The sequence below is a fragment of the Prevotella sp. Sow4_E9_plate genome, assembly GCF_052116205.1.
Lineage (GTDB): Bacteria > Bacteroidota > Bacteroidia > Bacteroidales > Bacteroidaceae > Prevotella.
This window is the reverse complement of the sequence record NZ_JBQKLN010000002.1, coordinates 160,911-179,797: the sequence shown is the minus strand read 5'-3', so window position 1 is coordinate 179,797 and position 18,887 is coordinate 160,911. Positions and strand designations below refer to the sequence as shown.

11 protein-coding genes and 1 pseudogene are annotated in these 18,887 nt (G+C 43.4%); 8 read left to right on the top strand and 4 right to left on the bottom strand.

The features are described 5' to 3' along the window. Window positions 1–232: 232 nt before the first annotated feature. From ACTQ53_RS01625 to ACTQ53_RS01615, 3 genes and pseudogenes are all read left to right on the top strand, one after another. Window positions 233–1,930: pseudogene (locus tag ACTQ53_RS01625) on the top strand (TonB-dependent receptor); the annotation flags it as partial. 383 nt (window positions 1,931–2,313) lie between these two features. Further along, on the top strand, window positions 2,314–3,516 hold the full coding sequence (locus ACTQ53_RS01620) for an ATP-binding protein (RefSeq protein ID WP_418330567.1): 1,203 nt from the start codon (window positions 2,314–2,316) through the stop codon (window positions 3,514–3,516). 61 nt (window positions 3,517–3,577) lie between these two features. After that, complete coding sequence (locus tag ACTQ53_RS01615; protein ID WP_441931778.1) at window positions 3,578–4,477, top strand: glycoside hydrolase family 32 protein; 900 nt, start codon at window positions 3,578–3,580, stop codon at window positions 4,475–4,477. Between the two features lie 135 nt (window positions 4,478–4,612). Here the strand turns inward: ACTQ53_RS01615 and ACTQ53_RS01610 are convergent, their stop codons facing one another. From ACTQ53_RS01610 to ACTQ53_RS01595, 4 genes are all read right to left on the bottom strand, one after another. Beyond that, complete coding sequence (locus tag ACTQ53_RS01610) at window positions 4,613–5,143, bottom strand: hypothetical protein (protein ID WP_441931776.1); 531 nt, start codon at window positions 5,141–5,143, stop codon at window positions 4,613–4,615. Beyond that, entirely contained in the window at window positions 5,124–7,178 is a 2,055-nt protein-coding gene (locus ACTQ53_RS01605; RefSeq protein ID WP_441931775.1) for a TonB-dependent receptor, read from the bottom strand. The genes ACTQ53_RS01610 and ACTQ53_RS01605 overlap by 20 nt, the downstream gene beginning before the upstream one ends. Window positions 7,179–7,290: 112 nt before the next feature. Continuing rightward, window positions 7,291–7,677 (bottom strand): LytTR family DNA-binding domain-containing protein, encoded by a 387-nt coding sequence (locus tag ACTQ53_RS01600; protein ID WP_441931773.1) that lies wholly within the window; start codon window positions 7,675–7,677, stop codon window positions 7,291–7,293. Window positions 7,678–8,350: 673 nt separating this feature from the next. After that, complete coding sequence (locus ACTQ53_RS01595) at window positions 8,351–8,503, bottom strand: hypothetical protein (RefSeq protein ID WP_294967932.1); 153 nt, start codon at window positions 8,501–8,503, stop codon at window positions 8,351–8,353. A gap of 161 nt (window positions 8,504–8,664) precedes the next feature. Here ACTQ53_RS01595 and ACTQ53_RS01590 point away from each other — a divergent pair, with 161 nt between their 5' ends. From ACTQ53_RS01590 to ACTQ53_RS01570, 5 genes are all read left to right on the top strand, one after another. Then, window positions 8,665–10,431 carry an ATP-binding protein gene (locus tag ACTQ53_RS01590; RefSeq protein WP_441931800.1) on the top strand — a complete coding sequence of 589 codons (1,767 nt, stop codon included), beginning with the start codon at window positions 8,665–8,667 and terminating at the stop codon, window positions 10,429–10,431. Window positions 10,432–10,436: 5 nt separating this feature from the next. Then, window positions 10,437–11,936 (top strand): AraC family transcriptional regulator, encoded by a 1,500-nt coding sequence (locus ACTQ53_RS01585; RefSeq protein ID WP_441931772.1) that lies wholly within the window; start codon window positions 10,437–10,439, stop codon window positions 11,934–11,936. A gap of 185 nt (window positions 11,937–12,121) precedes the next feature. After that, window positions 12,122–15,235 carry a SusC/RagA family TonB-linked outer membrane protein gene (locus ACTQ53_RS01580; RefSeq protein ID WP_441931770.1) on the top strand — a complete coding sequence of 1,038 codons (3,114 nt, stop codon included), beginning with the start codon at window positions 12,122–12,124 and terminating at the stop codon, window positions 15,233–15,235. A gap of 31 nt (window positions 15,236–15,266) precedes the next feature. Beyond that, window positions 15,267–17,003, top strand: coding sequence for a RagB/SusD family nutrient uptake outer membrane protein (locus ACTQ53_RS01575; RefSeq protein WP_294967926.1), 1,737 nt, complete (start codon window positions 15,267–15,269; stop codon window positions 17,001–17,003). 44 nt (window positions 17,004–17,047) lie between these two features. Next, the gene (locus tag ACTQ53_RS01570) at window positions 17,048–18,766 is read left to right on the top strand and encodes a DUF4980 domain-containing protein (RefSeq protein ID WP_441931768.1); all 1,719 of its coding nucleotides are present in this window, start codon (window positions 17,048–17,050) and stop codon (window positions 18,764–18,766) included. Window positions 18,767–18,887 lie beyond the last annotated feature (121 nt).

The following is an 18,887-nucleotide window of genomic DNA, read 5'->3' as shown; positions in this document are numbered from 1 at the left end:
TGATAATAATCGTTCATCAGCTAGTAATTATGTTACAATGAACGTTTTTTTATTTAATGATATGAATTTTAAAGCCTTTGATGATACTATTATATAATTTTGCAGCAGAAATAAAAAATAACGTTAACAAATTAAATATTTAAAGTATGAACAACTTTTTAAATGGAAAGAGCGCAGCCATGGTGCTTGCACTTTCATTGGTAAATGTTACAGCAGCTTTTGCACAGGTGATAATTCAAGTGCTAAGGAAGAAGGTAATCGTAATGTGATGCTCAATGCAGCCAGTGCGAATGGTCCTCGTGAGATTCAGATCGGCTTGCCTTCTGCCGATGTCAACGTTTTGGAGAATGGTTTGCCTGTTACTTACGCTACCAATCCTCATTCTGTCAATACCATCTGGCGTGGTGATGCAAGTTTGAGCCATCAGGGATTGCTCAAGATGGCAGAGACAGCTATCACTACCGGTAATATCGGTTATGCCGTGAACTCTTTCACCCAGAAGGGTCAGAAAGGATTCAATGGTACTCTGAACTATAAGAGCAATCATTTCGGATTGCAGGAATTCTCTTTGAATATGAATGGCGATTTGGGAAGCGACTGGTACTACAGCTTTAATATGTATCAGGATTTCGACCCAGGTACCTTCAAGATTAAGGCTACTCCTTATCAGGACCGTACTCAGATTTACAAGGCGCTCCTTACCAAGAAGTATAACGGCAACCGTGGTGAGTTTACTGCCATGTATAGATATGCCAACAGCCATAGCGATTATTGCTCAAATACAACCATGTATGATCAGAGTGTTCCTGCAGATGGCAGTTTTGCCCTGCGCGTTTGGGATGCCAACTAGCGCAACAGCTACTTCTACGATCTCAACAAGAACGCCTCTGAGTATTACAAGGGAAGCGAAAACAAGCTGGCTCTCTACTTCACTCACGATTGGGATGTCACCAATAAGTAGAATCTCTACTATGGTGCCCGTCTGGAGTGGCAGAAGCTGAAGGGTGAAAACGCTGCAGTGAAGAATGCGCAGGGGAATTACGTTGGTCGTTTCACTGATTACTATCTCGGTGCTACGGCAGCAGATAGAACCAAGATTGCTCCGGCAGACTTGAGTTACAACTGGTTGAACTACGATTTCTCAGTTGCAGCAACTTATAAGTTGACTGATAACTTCGGCTTCACTGGCGATTTCACTTACATCGTTCAGCATCCAAAGTTTGAGGCATTCTCTCCAGCTACATTGCCAAATACAAGTAAGATTTCTGTGCCACTCGGGCGTGCTGGTATCTACTACAACAACTCTTGGCTGAGTTTGACATCGTTGTTCTCTTACATCTCAAAGACCAACAACAACTCAACTCTGAACTTGCAGCATGGCAGTGAAATCCAGGCAGCTCCAATGACTTACGATATCCAGACATGGGGTTGGACAACCGATGCTGTGGCTCATCCTTTCAAGGGATTCGATTTCCACTTCCTCTTCACTTATCAGAAGCCAACTTACAAGAAATATGAGACATCGGTTACCTTCAGTGATGGTACCCCTGGCAACATTAACGCCACTGGCAATATCGTAGCAGAGATTCCTCAGATTCTCATCGAGTTGGACCCAAGCTACATGATTACCAAGGATATCAAGCTCTGGACCAGCTTCCGTTACTTCAGTAAGACCTATGCCAACATCAACGAGGCATATTATTTCAACGGTCACTGGGAGACTTTCGGAGGTTTGAACTGGCAGGCGACCAAGCGTCTGGCTCTCGGCTGCACCGTAGTCAACTTCCTCAACCAGACTGGTGCCAAGGGTAGTATCGCAGGTGCCGAGCTGATTACCAAGGATGAGGCTAAGGGAATCAAGAACCAGATTATGACGGGTAGTTATCTCCGTCCATTCACAGTAGAATTTACAGCATCGCTGAAGTTCTAATTAGTTCAAACATAATAAAACATAATAAGATAAGGCAGTGCTATATAATAATGTATAGTGCTGCCTTTTTCTTGTTTTGGTTTGGAAATGCACAAAAAATTATTAGTTTTTGGTTTGGAAATGCACGAAAAATATGCGATTTTTGGTTTGGAAATGAAGTTATACTTCATAAACCAGCAAAGTAGTACTTCGATGGAGGATGAAGTACTACTTCGTTGGTCTGTGAAGCTATATTAGAAGTTTTAGTGTTTGTCTTCCTAAAAACGTCTCTAAAAGAAAAGTTTTAGCAATCGATTCCTAAAACTTTCTAAATAATCGTACTTTTAGTATGTAGATTCCTAAAAAATATGTATATTTGCAGCGTGACATGTAAAAATACGAAAATGAAGAGAATAGAACGACATAACTATCTGCAAAAGCTGATAGCTTTCAAGGATAAAAAGCTTATCAAGGTGATAACAGGCATCCGCCGTTGTGGTAAATCGACCATTATGGAGATTTATCGTGACTGGCTGATAGCTCATGGAGTAATGCAAGAGCAAATCATCTATCTCAATTTTGAGGACTATGACTATTTTGAATTGCGAGACCCAAGAAAACTGTATTCTTATGTCAAACCTTTGATACAGCAAGATAAGATGACTTACATCTTTTTTGATGAGATACAGCATGTCACGGATTTTCCGGATATCATCAATAGTCTTAATTTGAAGCCAACAGTTGATTTATATGTGACGGGTTCGAATGCCTACATGCTTTCTAGCGAGATAGCTACACTCTTGTCTGGCAGGTATGTAGAGATTGCGATGCTTCCGTTGTCTTTCAAGGAGTATGCGGAAGGTATCGGTGGTACGGACCATCTTTCACAGACATATATAGAATATGTGAGCAAGAGCAGTTTCCCATATACATTGGAGTTGGATACGGCGAATGAGATTAGCGATTACTTGAATGCTGTTTACAATACGATAGTGGTAAAGGATATCATGAGTCGAAATAAACTTTCCGATGTGATGATGTTGGAGAGCGTGATACGTTTCACGGCAGATAATATCGGCAATATTCTCTCGACGAAGCGTATTGCAGACTTGATGTCGGCTGATGGGCGAAAGATTGACCAAAAGACAGTTGAGAAATACCTGTCAACCCTTTGCGAGTCTTTCTTCTTGTATGAAGTGAAGCGATATAACATCAAGGGTAAGCAACTCCTCAAAACTTTGGGAAAATACTATCTGGTAGATATTGGGTTGCGACGTATGTTGCTTGGCTCTCGCTCTTTTGATGCAGGGCGCATTTTGGAAAATATCGTTTTTCTGGAACTCTTGCGTCGGCAGAAGAAAGTGTATATAGGCAAGATGGATAACTTGGAGGTTGATTTTGTTGCTATCGACGAGAATGACTTAACCTATTATCAGGTAGCTGCAACGGTAAGGGATGAGAAGACCTTGAAGCGTGAACTCGCTTCGCTTCAGCAAATCAAGGACCAATATCCCAAGTATATCTTGACGCTCGATGAAGACCCGACGGCAGATTATGATGGTATCAAGCGAATCAATGCGTTGAAATGGCTGATGGGGGAAGTATAGTCTTGTTGCCTCCAAGGAGGTGTGAGGAAAAGAATCGTTCATGCACTGCAAAAGATGTTGCATGATGTACAAGTCAAAGAATCTCAAGAAGTGGAATTATGTAAGCGCTTTCGGCAAAGGAATGGGTCAGCAGCCATGCCAGTATGAGTGCCCAGACTTCTTCCAGTTGCCTGTAAATGGTGATAAGAAGAAGATGAAGTGGGTGATGACGATGAATATCAACCCTGGCTGCTGGTTTGGTGGAAGCGCTACCGAGTATTTCGTAGGCGATTTCGATGGCAAGAAGTTTACTTGTCCTGATGCCAACGAAGTAAAGTGGCTTGATTGGGGTAAGGATCACTATGCTACCGTTACCTTCTCAAACACAGGCGACCGAGTTCTGGGTATCACCTGGATGAGCAACTGGCAGTATGCCAACCTTACTCCGTTCAAGCAGAATCGTGGTGCCAACGGTTTGCCTCGTGAGTTGAAGCTTTACGAGAATAACGGCAAGTATTATGTTTCTGAGAATGTAGCTCCTGAAGTATATGCTTTGAGAAAGGATACCAAGAATCTGGCAGATGCTTCTGTAGCCGATGCCAAGGATTTGAAGGGTGTTGCAGCCAATATGGAAGGTGCATTCGAGATTGAGGCCGATGTAACTCCAGATGCCAACGGCATTGCCGGTATTGAGATTTCAAACAACAAGCGTGAGCGCATCCTGATTTATTTCGATATGAAGCAGGGCAAGGTGGTTATGGATAGAACAGAGAGCGGTTTGACCGATTTCGGCAAGCAGGCAGTTCCTCACGATATCGAGTTGGCTTGGGACAAGCAGCGTGCAGCTGAAGGCAAGGAGCCTGCCCGCATCGCCATGACCAACCTCGTGTTCCCTGTAGCTCCATACGAGAATGTGAAGCTCTACACCCAGGGTGGCAAGGCTGAATTCAAGAATCTGAAGGTTCACAAACTTGGTTTGTAATCACGTAGATATTGTATGGTCGAATTGTAGGTTTAAATGTAAATAGTAATGAGTCGCAACCTGAAAATATTTTAGGTTGCGACTCTTTTTTGGGGCTCAGGGGAGATTGTCCGTGGATAAAATAACCTCTGTTTCTTATTTACCGGTTTGCTGTTTCATTCCCTCAAAAAACTTTTGCTGCAATTGTTTGGCCAGTTGATTATCAGGGTTGAGTTTGAGAGCTTTCTCGTAATCCTGCATCACTTCCAGATAATAGCGTTGACCGTTTTGCCCTGGATTCTGTACGATGCGTACCATATAGAGAAAACCGCGAAGGGTACAGATGTCAGACGGGTCAGCATGCTTTATATTCTCCATCTTGGCAATGGTTTCTTCAGTCTCTTTTAGAAGATTTTCTGTTTGTGGAGCATGCGGATTCATCACGGAATAATTGAGACTTTGCAAAGCTATCTGAAACTTGGGCTGGATGCTATCAGGAAACATATCATCAATACGCTTCATCTCTGCAATACAATTAAGTATGCTCTCTGATGTCGGTTGCTGAAGTTTAGCAAGCGACTGTCCGATAAGCCCCTGCATTGTGGATTGCTGGGCATAGATAACTACAGATGTTGTCATGAAGAAGACAGACATCAATGCGAATCGTTTAAAAGTTTGAAATGTCATATGCTTTATTATTTTTAAGTGAAACAAATATGCCTATATATAAAAAACTGTCTCTAGATGGAACTATCGAACGTCCGTTAGTATTATATCCGAAAATGTTTGTACGGCCGAGGATTTTGTTCAGAGAAGAATAGATAATGACCTTGGGACTTAGCAGATAAGTAAGGTTTATATCTACGCTATTATAATGTGGTGTCTTGCCAATCAGAAAATGACGTCCGCTTGCATACGATTCAGTCAGCCCGATGATTGCTTTGCCGAATGAATATTTTGCTGTCAATCTCAGATTATGCCTTGAGGCGTAGTCAGGTATTCGCTCTTCTGTGTATTCGTGATAGAATCGCTTGGAATCGTTGTAGGAATATGAAAATGCTGTGGTCAGATGTTTGAAAAGCGAATGCTCTTCTACAAAAATGTCTATACCTTTACTCTTTCCATATCCTTTCGGTTGGTAAATACCCTTTTCCCATAAAGGCAATCGCTGATATTTTTTCCAGTAGGGTTCTATTCGTATGAGTGTACCAGGCGACTTATATTGTATGGATAGGATAGCATGATCTGCCGTACTTTGTCCAAGAGATTTCTTGTTTGTTGCAAGATAGTCATCTTCTGGAGTCTGGCTATACCGACCGGTAGCAAATGAAAGCTGAAAATTCTTGTTAGGAATATAACATAGTGTAGCCCTTGGCATAAACAGCCAGTTGGCATGAGCCATATATTCTGTCCTTGTCGAAATATTCAGGAACACATGGGGCATCATCCTCCATTGGGCATCAATATGAGCAGCAAGAATATTATAATCCAACTTGTAGCAATCGTTTTCGTACTCCATGAGGCTGTTTCGCTGATAGTCCTCCATTCCTGCCGATATTTTTAGTGCATCCGAGCAAATTTTGCGTATTCCTGTTTTCAGATGTATCTCATTCCTGAAGTTGTAATATCGGTCACCAGCAATCTTCGCATCTTCTATATCGTTGAATACCGATGAGCTTGCCATACCACAAAAGAGCGTGTAGCCAGCACCCCACTGTGCCTTATAGGTTGTGTTGGCATAGATATTATTCTCTTTGAGCGAAAGGTTTTGGTTGTCTATATGCTGTCCTACAGATGTAAAATCATAGCCAACGTATGTTTTCAATATTCCGGCATTTCGGAACTCATTCTTGTATTGTGATTCGCCAGATAGTTTTAGATAAGGCTTGTTGAAATCAAGCCTTTCTGAAAATAACTGATTGTAGATTCCCAAACTTGTCAGTGCGGCATTAAAGGATAAGCTGCTGTGGGAATATGCCTTGGTGCCACCGATGTTCCAGTCAACCAATGATGCGCTGACTCCATATTTGTCACTTGTTGCAGCATCTGATGTTTCCATAGGGAGAACGGAGGAAAGTGCTTGTCCATATTCTCCGCTATATCCACCAAGAGAAAAGTTGATACCTTTAAATATAAAAGGAGAGAATCGTCCACGTACAGCAGTATTTTCTGTGTTTGTACTATATGGAACAAGGACGTGCATTCCGTTAATGAAAGTCTGGCATTCTTCGCTTTCTCCACCACGGACATAGAGCTTTCCATTTTCTCCCACTTTTTGAGTACCGGGTAAAGTTTGCAGGGCTGCAACAATGTCCCCGCATGAATTACCTGCCATCACAACATCTAAGGCATCCATAGTCTTGAAGTTGTCACTTTTCCCGAAACTGTAAGTGCTGGCAGATATTACAACTTCTTGGATTGCCGTAGCTTTTTCTTTCATTTGGATAGAAAGATTATGTAACTTGCAGGCATCTGTAGTCTGTATATATTCTTCAAAACCAATCATGGTAATCTTGATAGACGCTTCTCCGGTTTTTGATGTGGAAAAGGAAAACCTGCCCAGAGAATCTGTCAGGCATCCATCAATTGTGCCCATGATGAAAACATTGGCACCAGCAAGCGGTTCCTGACCGCTTTTTACCATGCCTGATATGATGGTCTGTGCAGCCAGGTTGCAGACTGAAGTCAGCAGCAATGCGATATGTATTATTCGATGTTTCATGCCGCAAAGATACTGCATGAAACTGGAGTTACCAAATTCTTAGGATATACAACTAAAACTTATGATAGAAAGCTAGTTAAGATGCCGAATAACTAAGTTGAAGGACAAATAACTATGTAAGATAAGTCTTTAACTTGGGCACAAATCTTCGGGAAACGGGTATGATGTTTGTGCAATTTCCGAGAGTCAGTTGATAACCATTTGAGTTGCCTCGTGCCGAAGTGATATTATTCACATTGACAGCAAAAGAACGGTGACATTGGAAAATGTTCTCAAACTCTTTCAACTCTTCAAGAGCATGGGTTAGTGTTGTATGGATATCAACAGCAACAACATTACCTTCTTTTAGAAAACAGACGGATACATTGTTTTTCTGTGCTTCCATATAAAGTAGATCGTTGATGGCAATCGACAGATCGTTTCCTCTTACGTTAGTATCATGGATGGTAATAGATACTTTTTCCTGTTCCTTTGTTGTATTGCGCAACAACTCTTCCATTCTCTCTCGTAATGTTCTGTTGTATTGCATTCCGATAGATAATGTCGTAAGGAATATGCCTATGATAATAGTCCAATTTAGAAACAAGAGAAACAGACTGAATGTAATCGTATAATGAAACAAGTATGAGAATAGGAGGAAATTACCGAAGGCAATGATGAAAATCAGTCCGAGTATAGCTACTCCTTCATGCCAGATACGCCAGGGCTTGATAGTTTGATGCAAATACTTCAATATCGTTGCAGCGTATGTTATGTGGCATCCAAAAGTTACCAGTCCGAATAATGTAGCAACAAAGCATTTGTTACCTTGATATAAGCAGAGTCCAAATGGCTGCAGAAAATATAAAATTACCCAAATGATGAAGCCAAAGATGCTACTATCTTTTAGCAAGTGTTTACTCTGTTTAAAAGGATATGTTCGAGTTAGAAACGACATGTTGAATCTGATTTATTTAATTAACGCAGCACTATCATTTATCTTCTTTATCAGGGTGTACCTAAGCTACTCTGTTGGTGCACCGGGATGCTTGCCATATCCAGACATTTTGTTTATTATCGTGCTGTAAAAATAAAACAAAGTTCTGAATGACACTGCAAAAGTACAAATAAAATTTGAGAAACGCACTTTTGGAGACGTTTATTTTGGCAATGAAGCATTTTCTTATGATGTCTCAGGACTTTTTTTTCTTGATGACATCTGTAACTTTCTGCGCCTTCCCTGGTCCGAAGGTGTAATAGATAGCCTCTTCCTCATCACATACCTCGCCTTGCGAATTGGCAAGGGTGAGATGGATGATAACAATAACGCAACTTATATGATGCAAGGAAGCAATTTTATATTATGGGCAACAAGAAAGTCGTATGGTAGGAACGTGTGTTTCGGATAAAATATAATAAACGCCGCAATTTGTAAACGCAAACTGTGGCTTTTTCGTTTTTTTATGCTATCTTTGCACACAGATAGTGTTTTTAAGGATAGATCATGATGGAACAGCAAGTTAAACAAGTACCTTATGGGGTGGCAGATTTTGCTACGGTAATAGAGCAGAATCTATATTATGTGGATAAGACGATGTTTATCCCAGAGCTGGAGAAGCAGCCTCGCAATCTCTTCTTCATCCGCCCTTGTCGTTTTGGTAAGAGCATATTCTTGAGTATGCTCTATTCTTACTATGACTGTACGCAGAGCCATAAGTTCCAGAGTCTTTTTGGAAATCTGTGGATAGGCCAGCATCCTACTCCTTTGCAGGGAAAGTATCAGGTGCTGTTCCTCGATTTCTCCCAGATTACGGGTAATATCGATAAGCTTGAGACTAAGTTTAATTCTTATCTCAGCATCAACCTTGATGCTTTTGTCCGTCAATACTCAGAATATTATCGGGCAGAGATGGAAGAAATCCTGGCGCAGGAAGATTTTGAGGAAAAGATGGAACTGATATTCAAGGCTGCCAAGGCGCACCAGTATCATCTGTATCTCATCATAGATGAGTATGACAACTTCACGAATGTCATACTCAACGAACGTGGTGAGAATGTGTATCATGCGATTACCCATGCCGACGGCTTTTATCGTGATGTCTTCAAGAAGTTCAAGGGTAATTTTGAGCGTATCTTCATGATGGGTGTGAGCCCTGTAACCCTGGATGATGTGACGAGTGGATTCAATATAGGTTGGAACATTTCTATCAAGCCGGAGTTTGATGAGATGCTGGGCTTCTCTACCACTGATGTGGTGGAGATGTTTACCTATTATAAGGAGCATGGTAGTATTCCTGCCGATAGTGATATTGATGCCATCGTCAATGATATGAAGCCATGGTATGACAATTATTGCTTTGCAGAAGAAGCATTGAAGAAGAAAACTCGTATGTTTAATTGTGATATGGTTCTTTATTACCTTCGTAATTACATGGATAACGGATGTTCTCCTCGTCAGATGATAGACCCGAATACCCGTACCGATTACGGCAAGATGAAGAAACTCTTGCAGTTTGACAAGCTGGATGGAGAGCGTAAGGGCATTATCCGCAAGATAGCAGAAGAGGAGCAGATTGTTACCCAGCTTTATGAGTCGTTTTCTGCGTATCAGATTCCAAAGGCAGAGATATTCCCAAGTCTTCTGTTCTATTATGGCATGTTGACCATCAAGGGAACTCGTGGATCCAAGCTCATTCTGGGCATTCCGAACAATAATGTCCGCAAGCAGTATTATGGTTATCTGGAAGAGGAGTATCAGGCAAAGGCTTATGTGGATGTCAACCAGCTCACCGATTACTATTATGATATGGCATACGATGGTAAGTGGGAAGAAGGATTGCGCTTTATGGCGGATGCCTATGCCAAGGTTTCTTCGGTGCGTGATGGCATTGAGGCTGAGCGAAACCTGCAGGGATTCTTTATGGCTTATCTGAATCTGAATGATTATTATATCACGGCTCCAGAGTTGGAGTTGAATCATGGCTATTGTGATTTCTTCCTTTTGCCAGACCTTACCCATTATGCCAGTCAGCATAGCTACATTCTGGAGTTGAAGGTTCTTTCGAAGAAAGATTTCTCTGCGATAGTTGAAGGTGAGTTCACGGAAGATGGCAAGCCTATGACCAAGGCAGAGAAACAGTGGCGTGAGGCTCTAGATCAGATTCATCGATATGCCGAGGCTCCAAGGGTTGAAGCTTTGCGCCAAGGTACAAAACTCCATCTCATCATCATGCAGTTTGAGGGGTGGGAACTTAAACGGATGGAAGAAGTATAAATTCAATGAAAAGAATCAATATTATCTTAATAGTACTATCTTTTAGTATGCTCTTTCTTCTTGGTGCTTGCACCCAGAAGAATGTGGTGATAGGTGTGTCGCAATGTTGTAGCGGCGTTTGGCGCGAGAAGGTGAATAATGAGATGCGACTGGCGCAGTATCAATATAAGAATGTGGATTTGCTGTTTACTACTGCAGAGAATGACGGGCAACGTCAGGCTCGTCAGATAGACAGTATGATAGCCAGGAAGGTAGATTTGATCGTTGTTGCCCCTGATAACGTGAATGATGTAACACCTGCCATCGAGCGAGCTTATCGTGCGCATATCCCGGTTATTCTCTTCGACAGAAAGGTAAAGACACCCCATTATACAGCTTCCATCGGTGGCGATAATGTAGAAGCGGGTAGGGAAGTAGCCCGCTTTCTTGCCAGTAAACTGGATGGAAAAGGTACCATTGTTGAGATTACGGGCTTGAAAGATGCTTCTCCTGTCATTGAGCGCCATCGTGGTTTCCACGAGGTGATGAAGAATTGTCCGGGAATCAAGGTGGTTACCCTGGACAGTAACTGGAAGTTGGAGCGAGCCCAGGAGTTGATGAAGCAATATCTGGATAAGGGCGGACATGCGGATGGCGTGTTTGGACATAGCGACCTGGGAGCCATAGGAGCCTTTCTGGAAGCAGAGAGACGAGGCATTGATAAGCAGATGCTGATAGTAGGCATTGATGGATTGCCTGGAGAATGGGAAGGAGTGGATAGAGTGAAGAGAGGGCAGTTTGCTGCTTCTTATGTCTATCCTACCCAGGGCGAAAAGATTATGGAATTGGCGATGAATATCCTTCAGGGTAAACCCTATAGGAAGGATAATGTGATGAAATCATTCCTTGCTACCCCTGAAAACTGCGATGCCATCGCCCTACAATATCAGGATCTGGAAGCCAAGATGAAGAATCTGGATCAGATTTCTGACAGTCTTGATTCTTATTCAGAGGTATCCCGCATCCAGAAATGGATGCTTGTGGTCGCCTTTATTGTAGTTCTGATTCTGTTCTTTGTCATCTACTATATGTATAAGGTATATAGAAAGAAGCTGCAGAAACAGAAAGTTGTGGCTCGTGGCTTCATCGAGAACAAGGAGGGCTGGGCTGCTGAACTGAATCACCTGGATGAGAGTGATCGTTACTTCATGGACCGTTTCAAGAAGAAGATACTTGAGAATATGGGCAATGCTGATATGAAGATGGATGATTTGGGAGCCCAGATGCAGTTGAGCAAGGTGCAGCTCTATCGCAAGGTGAAGGCTATGACAGGAAAAACGCCTGCCGAGCTCCTGAAAGAGATGCGCCTGCAGAGAGCCTATACTCTCTTGCAGCAAACAGACAAGACAATCTCTGAAGTTTCGGCAGAAGTAGGCTTTGCTGCTCCTGGCTATTTTTCATCATGCTTCAAGAAGCAGTTTGGTGTTCTTCCTACCGATTTTAGAAATGAACAGGCATTTAATTAGGAATAGTTTTCTAACTCCTTTAAAATAAGTACTTTAAAATCTTGACGAAAGATTCGAAAATCGTTTCATGTAACATAATTACTGTTACAGGAACGATTTTTTCTATTTATATAACAGTCTTTTCTCTAATTTTGCGGCAGAAATCAAGCAATAACAATTTTTGAAACTTAAAACGTTATAATAGTATGAACAATCTTTCAAAATTACTAATGAGCTCTGCGCTCTGTGCTGTTTGCACCGTAGCTAGTGCACAACAGGTAAATGTAAATGGCATCGTAAAGGATGCTGCCGGTGAGACAGTCATTGGAGCGTCTGTTATGGTGAAAGGCACAAAGACTGGTACTGTTACCGACTTTGATGGTAACTTTCATGTAGAATGTGCTCCTGGTTCCACACTTGTTATATCTTATATTGGATATAAGACGCAAGAAGTAAAGGCTTCAGACAATATGGAGGTAACACTTCAGGAAGATGCCAACGACTTGCAGGAAGTAGTTGTAACAGGTTATACCACTCAGAAGAAGGCAGACTTGACCGGTTCCGTGGCTGTGGTTTCAACCAAGAACCTGAAGACAAGTTCAGAGACAGACCCGATGCGTGCTTTGCAGGGTCGTGTTCCTGGTATGACTGTTACTACTGATGGTTCTCCTATTGGTTCTGGAACCGTGCGTATTCGTGGTATCGGTTCTTTCAACTCTTCTCAGGATCCTCTTTATATCATAGATGGTGTGCCTACCAATATGGCATTGAATACCCTCAATACGAATGATATCGAGAGTATGCAGGTTTTAAAGGATGCCGCTTCGGCTTCTATCTATGGTTCCCGTGCATCGAATGGTGTCATCATCATCACCACCAAGAAAGGTAAGAAGGGTAGCAAGGTGGCTGTTGACTTCTCTGCCAACCTGACTGCACAGTTCTATTCCAACCAGTCGAAGATGAAGCTGATGAACTCCAGCCAGTATGCTACTGCGATGGCTCAGGCAGCCTTGAACGATGGACTCGATCCTGTGGCTTATGCAGCCAACTACGGTATCGACTTGAATGCGGCCTCTGGAACTCCAATCACCGTTTGGAATCCATCTACCAACCAGTATCAGAACTATACTATCAATGGTCGATACGACGGCTTCATCAATGCCAAGAAGACCATGCGATTCTCCGATACCGACTGGCTCGATGAAATCTCTCGCACAGGTTTCTCGCAGAACTACGACCTCTCTGTATCTCATGCCAATGACAAGCATAGCGCTATGTTCTCCTTGGGATACAAGAACAATGAGGGTGTCTTGAAATATACCAATTTCGAGAATATCTCAGCTCGTTTGAACACCTCTTGGAATTTAAACAAGATCGTAACCGTAGGTGAGAATTTGACATTGACTTATACCTCTCAGGTAGATTGCCATCCGATGGAGAATGCCTTGAAGATGCCTTCTATCGTTCCGGTTTACGAAGAAGATGGCAAGACCTTCGCAGGTCCTGTGGGTAGTATGGCCGACCGTCAGAACCCTTGTCGTGAGCAGTATCAGAACCGCAACAATCACCTCGACTACTGGCGCATCTTCGGTAATGCTTTCGTAGAATTGAAGCCTGTCAAGGGATTGACCCTGCGCTCTAACTTCGGTTTGGATTTCAAGACATCGTTTATCAATGCGATGACGAATACTTATCATTCCGATATCGTCAACAACGACATCGCGAAGACAACCTTGTCAAACAACAATGAGACTAACTGGACATGGTCTAACACAGCCCAGTACGTTGCCCAGATTGGTAAGCACAACATCGATGTACTCGGTGGTATGGAAGTTTCCAAGCAGTCGTGTATCGATTTCTCTGCCTATTCAGAAGGTTATGCGCTGGAAGATAAAGATTATATGTGGCCAAATGCTGCCACGGGAACGATGCGTAACTCGGGTGCAAAGTTTGGTTATCGCCTGGCTTCTTTCTTTGGAAAGGTGAACTACAACTGGGATGATCTCCTCCTGGCTTCCTTTACTATCCGTCATGATGGTTCATCCCGATTTGGTAAGGCACATCGCTGGGGTACTTTCCCTGCTGCATCACTCGGCTTCAGATTCTCTAATCTCCTGAAGAAGGATTGGTTGGATGATGCCAAGCTGCGTCTTTCCTGGGGTCAGACAGGTAACCAGGCTATCGACAACAATGCACAGTTTGGTCTTTATGTAGTGGATTACGGATTAGACCGTGTAACCTCTACTGCATACGATCTCTTCCTGCAAGGTTCAGGTACCTTCCCTTCTGGCTATCGTGCCACACAGTTGGCTAACTCTAACTTGAAATGGGAGGCTGCTACCCAGTATAACGTAGGTTTGGATTACACCCTGTTTGGCAACACCCTCTATGGTACAGTGGATGCCTATATTAAGAATGTAAAGGATATGTTGATTAATCCTGCTTATCTGGGTGCAACAGGTGAAGGTGGAAATTCATGGCAGAATGGTCCTTCGCTCCGCAACTGGGGTATGGAGTTCACCGTGGGTTATCGCAAGACCTTGGCTAATGGACTTGGCATCGATGTGAACGGCAATCTGGATTTCTTCCGCAACAAGGTTACTTATTTGCCAGAAACAACAACAGGTGCTTACGCTCACACATCTAAGGAAAACCTGGTGCAGAGTGGCAAGTCATATGGTTCTATCGTAGGTTATGTAGCCGATGGAATTTTCCAGACTCAGGAAGAAGTAGATAAGTCTGGACAGCCAAACGCACGTGTCGGTGGATTGAAATACAAGGACTTAGATGGTAAAAATGGAATTACTTCAGATGACCAGACTTGGATTTTCGACCCAGTGCCAGCCTTCTCTTATGGTTTGAATATTGCTCTCAACTACAAGGGCTTTGATTTCAGTATGTTCTGGCAGGGTGTCTATGACCAGGATGTGTATAACAACCAAAAGTTCCAGACCGACTTCTGGGCTATTACTGATGGTGGTTCTAACAAGGGAACCCGTTTGCTCGATGCCTGGAATACCAACAATACCGGTTCTTCTATCCCACGTCTGAGCACCATGAACACAGCCGATGAGGGTCGTGCTTCCTCTTACTACGTTGAGAATGGATCTTACTTGAAGTTGCGCACCTTGCAGGTGGGTTACACCATCCCAAGCAGCATCCTCTCTAAGTTGAAGATGACCAGTGCCCGTGTCTATCTCTCAGGTCAGAATCTTTTGACCATCAAGAGCAATAGCCTGACCTGTTCAGACCCAGAGAATCCAAACTGGAACTATCCACTTTCAACATCCGTATCATTCGGACTTCAGGTAGGTTTCTAAAATGTTTCATATTTTTAAAGAGAATTTTAAGATGAAAAAGTTATATACAATGGTGCTTGCAGCAGCACTGGTAGGAACATTCACCAGTTGTGATGATTTCCTGGATTACACCCCAACAGCTGTGGTTGATGAAGACAAGGCTTTCAGCGAGCCAGACAAGATGGTAAACAGTGCCTATGCGATGTTGGGCGACTGTTGGTATTCTTACCCATTCAACCTTTGGCCATACGGTGACCTTTCTTCAGACGATTGCTTGAAAGGCGGTGGTGGTACCGGTGACACCGGTTATCACGATGTGGAAATCTGGAGTACCTTAACCTCTACTAAGGGCGAACTCGACGAGTTATGGTATCGACTCTATTGTGCCGTTTCCCGTTGCAACCGTGCCTTGGTTTCTTTACAGCAGAATGGTGAGAGCACACTGGGTGCTGAGGTAACCAAGCAGCGTGAGGCTGAGGTTCGCTTTCTCCGTGCTCATTTCTATTTCAAGTTACTTACCATGTATCGCCAGATTCCTTGGATAGACGAGAAGGTTTATGAGGATAAAGCAACAGAAAGCACATCAAACACTCAGTTTACTTACGAGGAATTGTGGCAAAAGGTGATTGCTGACTTCCAGACAGCATACGATGTACTTCCTGCTAAGCAGAAGGATGGCGGTCGTGTCAACAAGATTGCAGCCGCAGGTTATCTGGCTAAGTGTTATCTTACCATTGCCTGGGGTGATGGCTATGAGGCAACCGATGGTGTTGACCATATTAATAAGGAGTATATGCAGAAGGTTGTCGACTATACTGATGTGGTGAAGAATTCAGACTATGGTTACATGGCAGACTTTGGCGATATCTTCCTGCCTGACAATAAGAACAGCAAGGAGTCAGTTTTTGCTGTCCAGACTTCCGACTATAGCGAGGACCATACCAACTTCGGACGTGCCAACTGGTCTAATATGCTGAATGGCTGTTGGGGTATTTGGTCTTGCGGATGGGATTTCCACAAGCCTTCACAGGACCTGGTGAATGCCTTCAAGACCAAGAACGGACTTCCTGAGTTTGATGACTACAACAAGACTTGTGATTATCCTGTAAACGGTGAGCCTAATAGTCAGAAATGGGATCCACGTTTGTTCCACACCGTTGGAATGCCTACCTTCCCATATAAATATGAGTCAGAATACACGATGACTACAGCCAACTCTCGTACGCCAAACGTTTACGGTTACTATACCTCTCTGAAGGAAGTACCACAGCGTTCAAAGGGTGAAACTTACAATGGCTCTTGGCAGGCGTTTGCGATGAACGACTATGTGCTCCGTTATAGCGACATTATGCTGATGCGCGCTGAGGCTTTGATAGAGTTGGGCCGTCTGGCTGAGGCTCGTACCATCATCAACGATATCCGTCAGAGAGCCAAGAATTCTGTGGATAAGCATATTGAATATGCCAAGGATCAATGTGATATAGCCCTCTATCCGGAGTCTTATTTCCAGGATAAGGAGACGGCAAGAAAGTGCCTGCGCTGGGAACGTCGTCTGGAAATGGCTATGGAGAACGGCCGCTTCTTCGACCTGCGCCGCTGGGGCATTGCTTCTGAGACATTGAACAAGTATTTTGCATCAGAGCAGAACGATAAGTATGGAGAGCAGACATACGCTCAATACCTGAAGGATGCCAAGTTTACTCCAGGCAAGAACGAGTTCTATCCGGTTCCATATAACCAGCTGTATTACATTCCTGGTCTGTATAAGCAGAATAAGGGATACGAGTAATTACCTATCGGTATTTTTAGATAATAATTTCAGACACTTAGACAATGAAAAAGATATTTATTTCGGCGCTTGTTGCTCTTTGCGGTTTCACCGCCAGTTATGCCCAGCAGGCTTCCTTCTTGAGCAATAACCACTGTCTCTACCGCATCAGCCAGGAGAGTCAGAACCAGAAGTGTCTCTTGCTTCCTGTGCAGGAAAATGCAGAGATGGCCAATATTAAGGTGATAGCTGACAACAAGCAGGTGAAAGCCATCAATGTGAAGTTGGCTAAAGACCACGTAGATTATTTCGTACCTCTCTATATGGATGAGTTTGCTGGCTTGAAAGGCCTGGCTCTCGATATCCATGTCAATGGCGATTATAGCAAGGAAGGACTGAATGCCCTCGCTTGCTGGAAGGAGATGAAGTTCTCTGATGCTTTCGATATGAAGAATCGCGAGCAGTATCGTCTGGATTTCCATCACACTCCTGCTTACGGATGGATGAACGACCCTAATGGTATGTTCTATAAGGATGGTGTATGGAATCTCTATTTCCAGTATAATCCTTACGGATCACAGTGGGAGAATATGACCTGGGGACATTCTACATCTACCGACTTGGTACATTGGAAGTTCCAGGGTGCCCCTATCCAGCCAGATGCAATTGGTACCATTTTCAGCGGTTCTGCCGTTGTGGATAAGAATAATACCGCTGGTTTGGGCAAGGGTGCTGTTGTGGCTCTCTACACTTCGGCTGGTGAGAACCAGACACAGAGCATGGCTTACAGCACAGATGGTGGCAAAACCTTTACCAAATATGAAGGAAATCCTATTCTTACCAGCAATGTGCCAGACTTCCGTGACCCACACATGTTCTGGAACGAGGACATCAAGAAGTGGAATATGATTCTGGCTGCCGGTCAGCACATGGAAATCTATACTTCTGATAATTTGAAGGACTGGAAACTTGAAAGCTCTTTCGGTGAGAAGTATGGCAACCATGGCGGTGTTTGGGAATGCCCAGACCTGATGAAGTTGAAGGTTCGTGGCACCGATAAGGAGAAGTGGATGCTCATCTGCAACATCAATCCTGGTGGTCCGTTCGGAGGTTCTGCTACCCAGTATTTTATCGGTGATTTCGACGGTCATAAGTTTACTTGCGACAGCAAGCCTGAGGTAACCAAGTGGATGGATTACGGAAAGGATCATTATGCTACAGTTACTTTTGATAACGCCCCGGAAGGTCGCCGTGTGGCTATCGCCTGGATGAGCAACTGGCAGTATGCCAACCAGGTTCCTACCCAGCAGTACCGTTCAGGCAACTCTATTCCTCGCGACTTAGGTCTCTTCGAGTATAAGGGTGAAACGTATTGCAGTGTGGTTCCATCTCCAGAGATGACAGCTGCAAGAAGCAAGAAGGCTGGCAAGAAACTCACAGAATCTTGCGAGATGGTAGTAAACCTGAAGGGAAATGCCACTATCACCTTGAGCAACGACAAGGGCGAGAAGGTAGTGATGAACTACGATGCCAAGGCAGAAACCTTCTCAATGGATAGAACCAAGAGCGGTAAGATGGATTTCAGCAAGGACTTCGCTGCAGTCACCAAGGCTCCAACCTATGGCAATATCAGCCAGCTGCGCATCTTCATCGACAAGAGCAGCATCGAGGCACTGGATGCTGACGGCAAGATGTCCATGACCAATCTCGTGTTCCCAAGCAAGCCTTACAACAAGGTTACTGTAAAGGGAAAGGGTAAGTATCAGATTTACGACATCAAGTAACCTCATCTGTTAAGAACTGAATCTATAAGATAATTGTTTCTTAGCGTGTTACTGATGTAACAATGCAACATAAATGGTAGCCGATGAACGATATTTTATGATATATAGTATCGTTTATCGC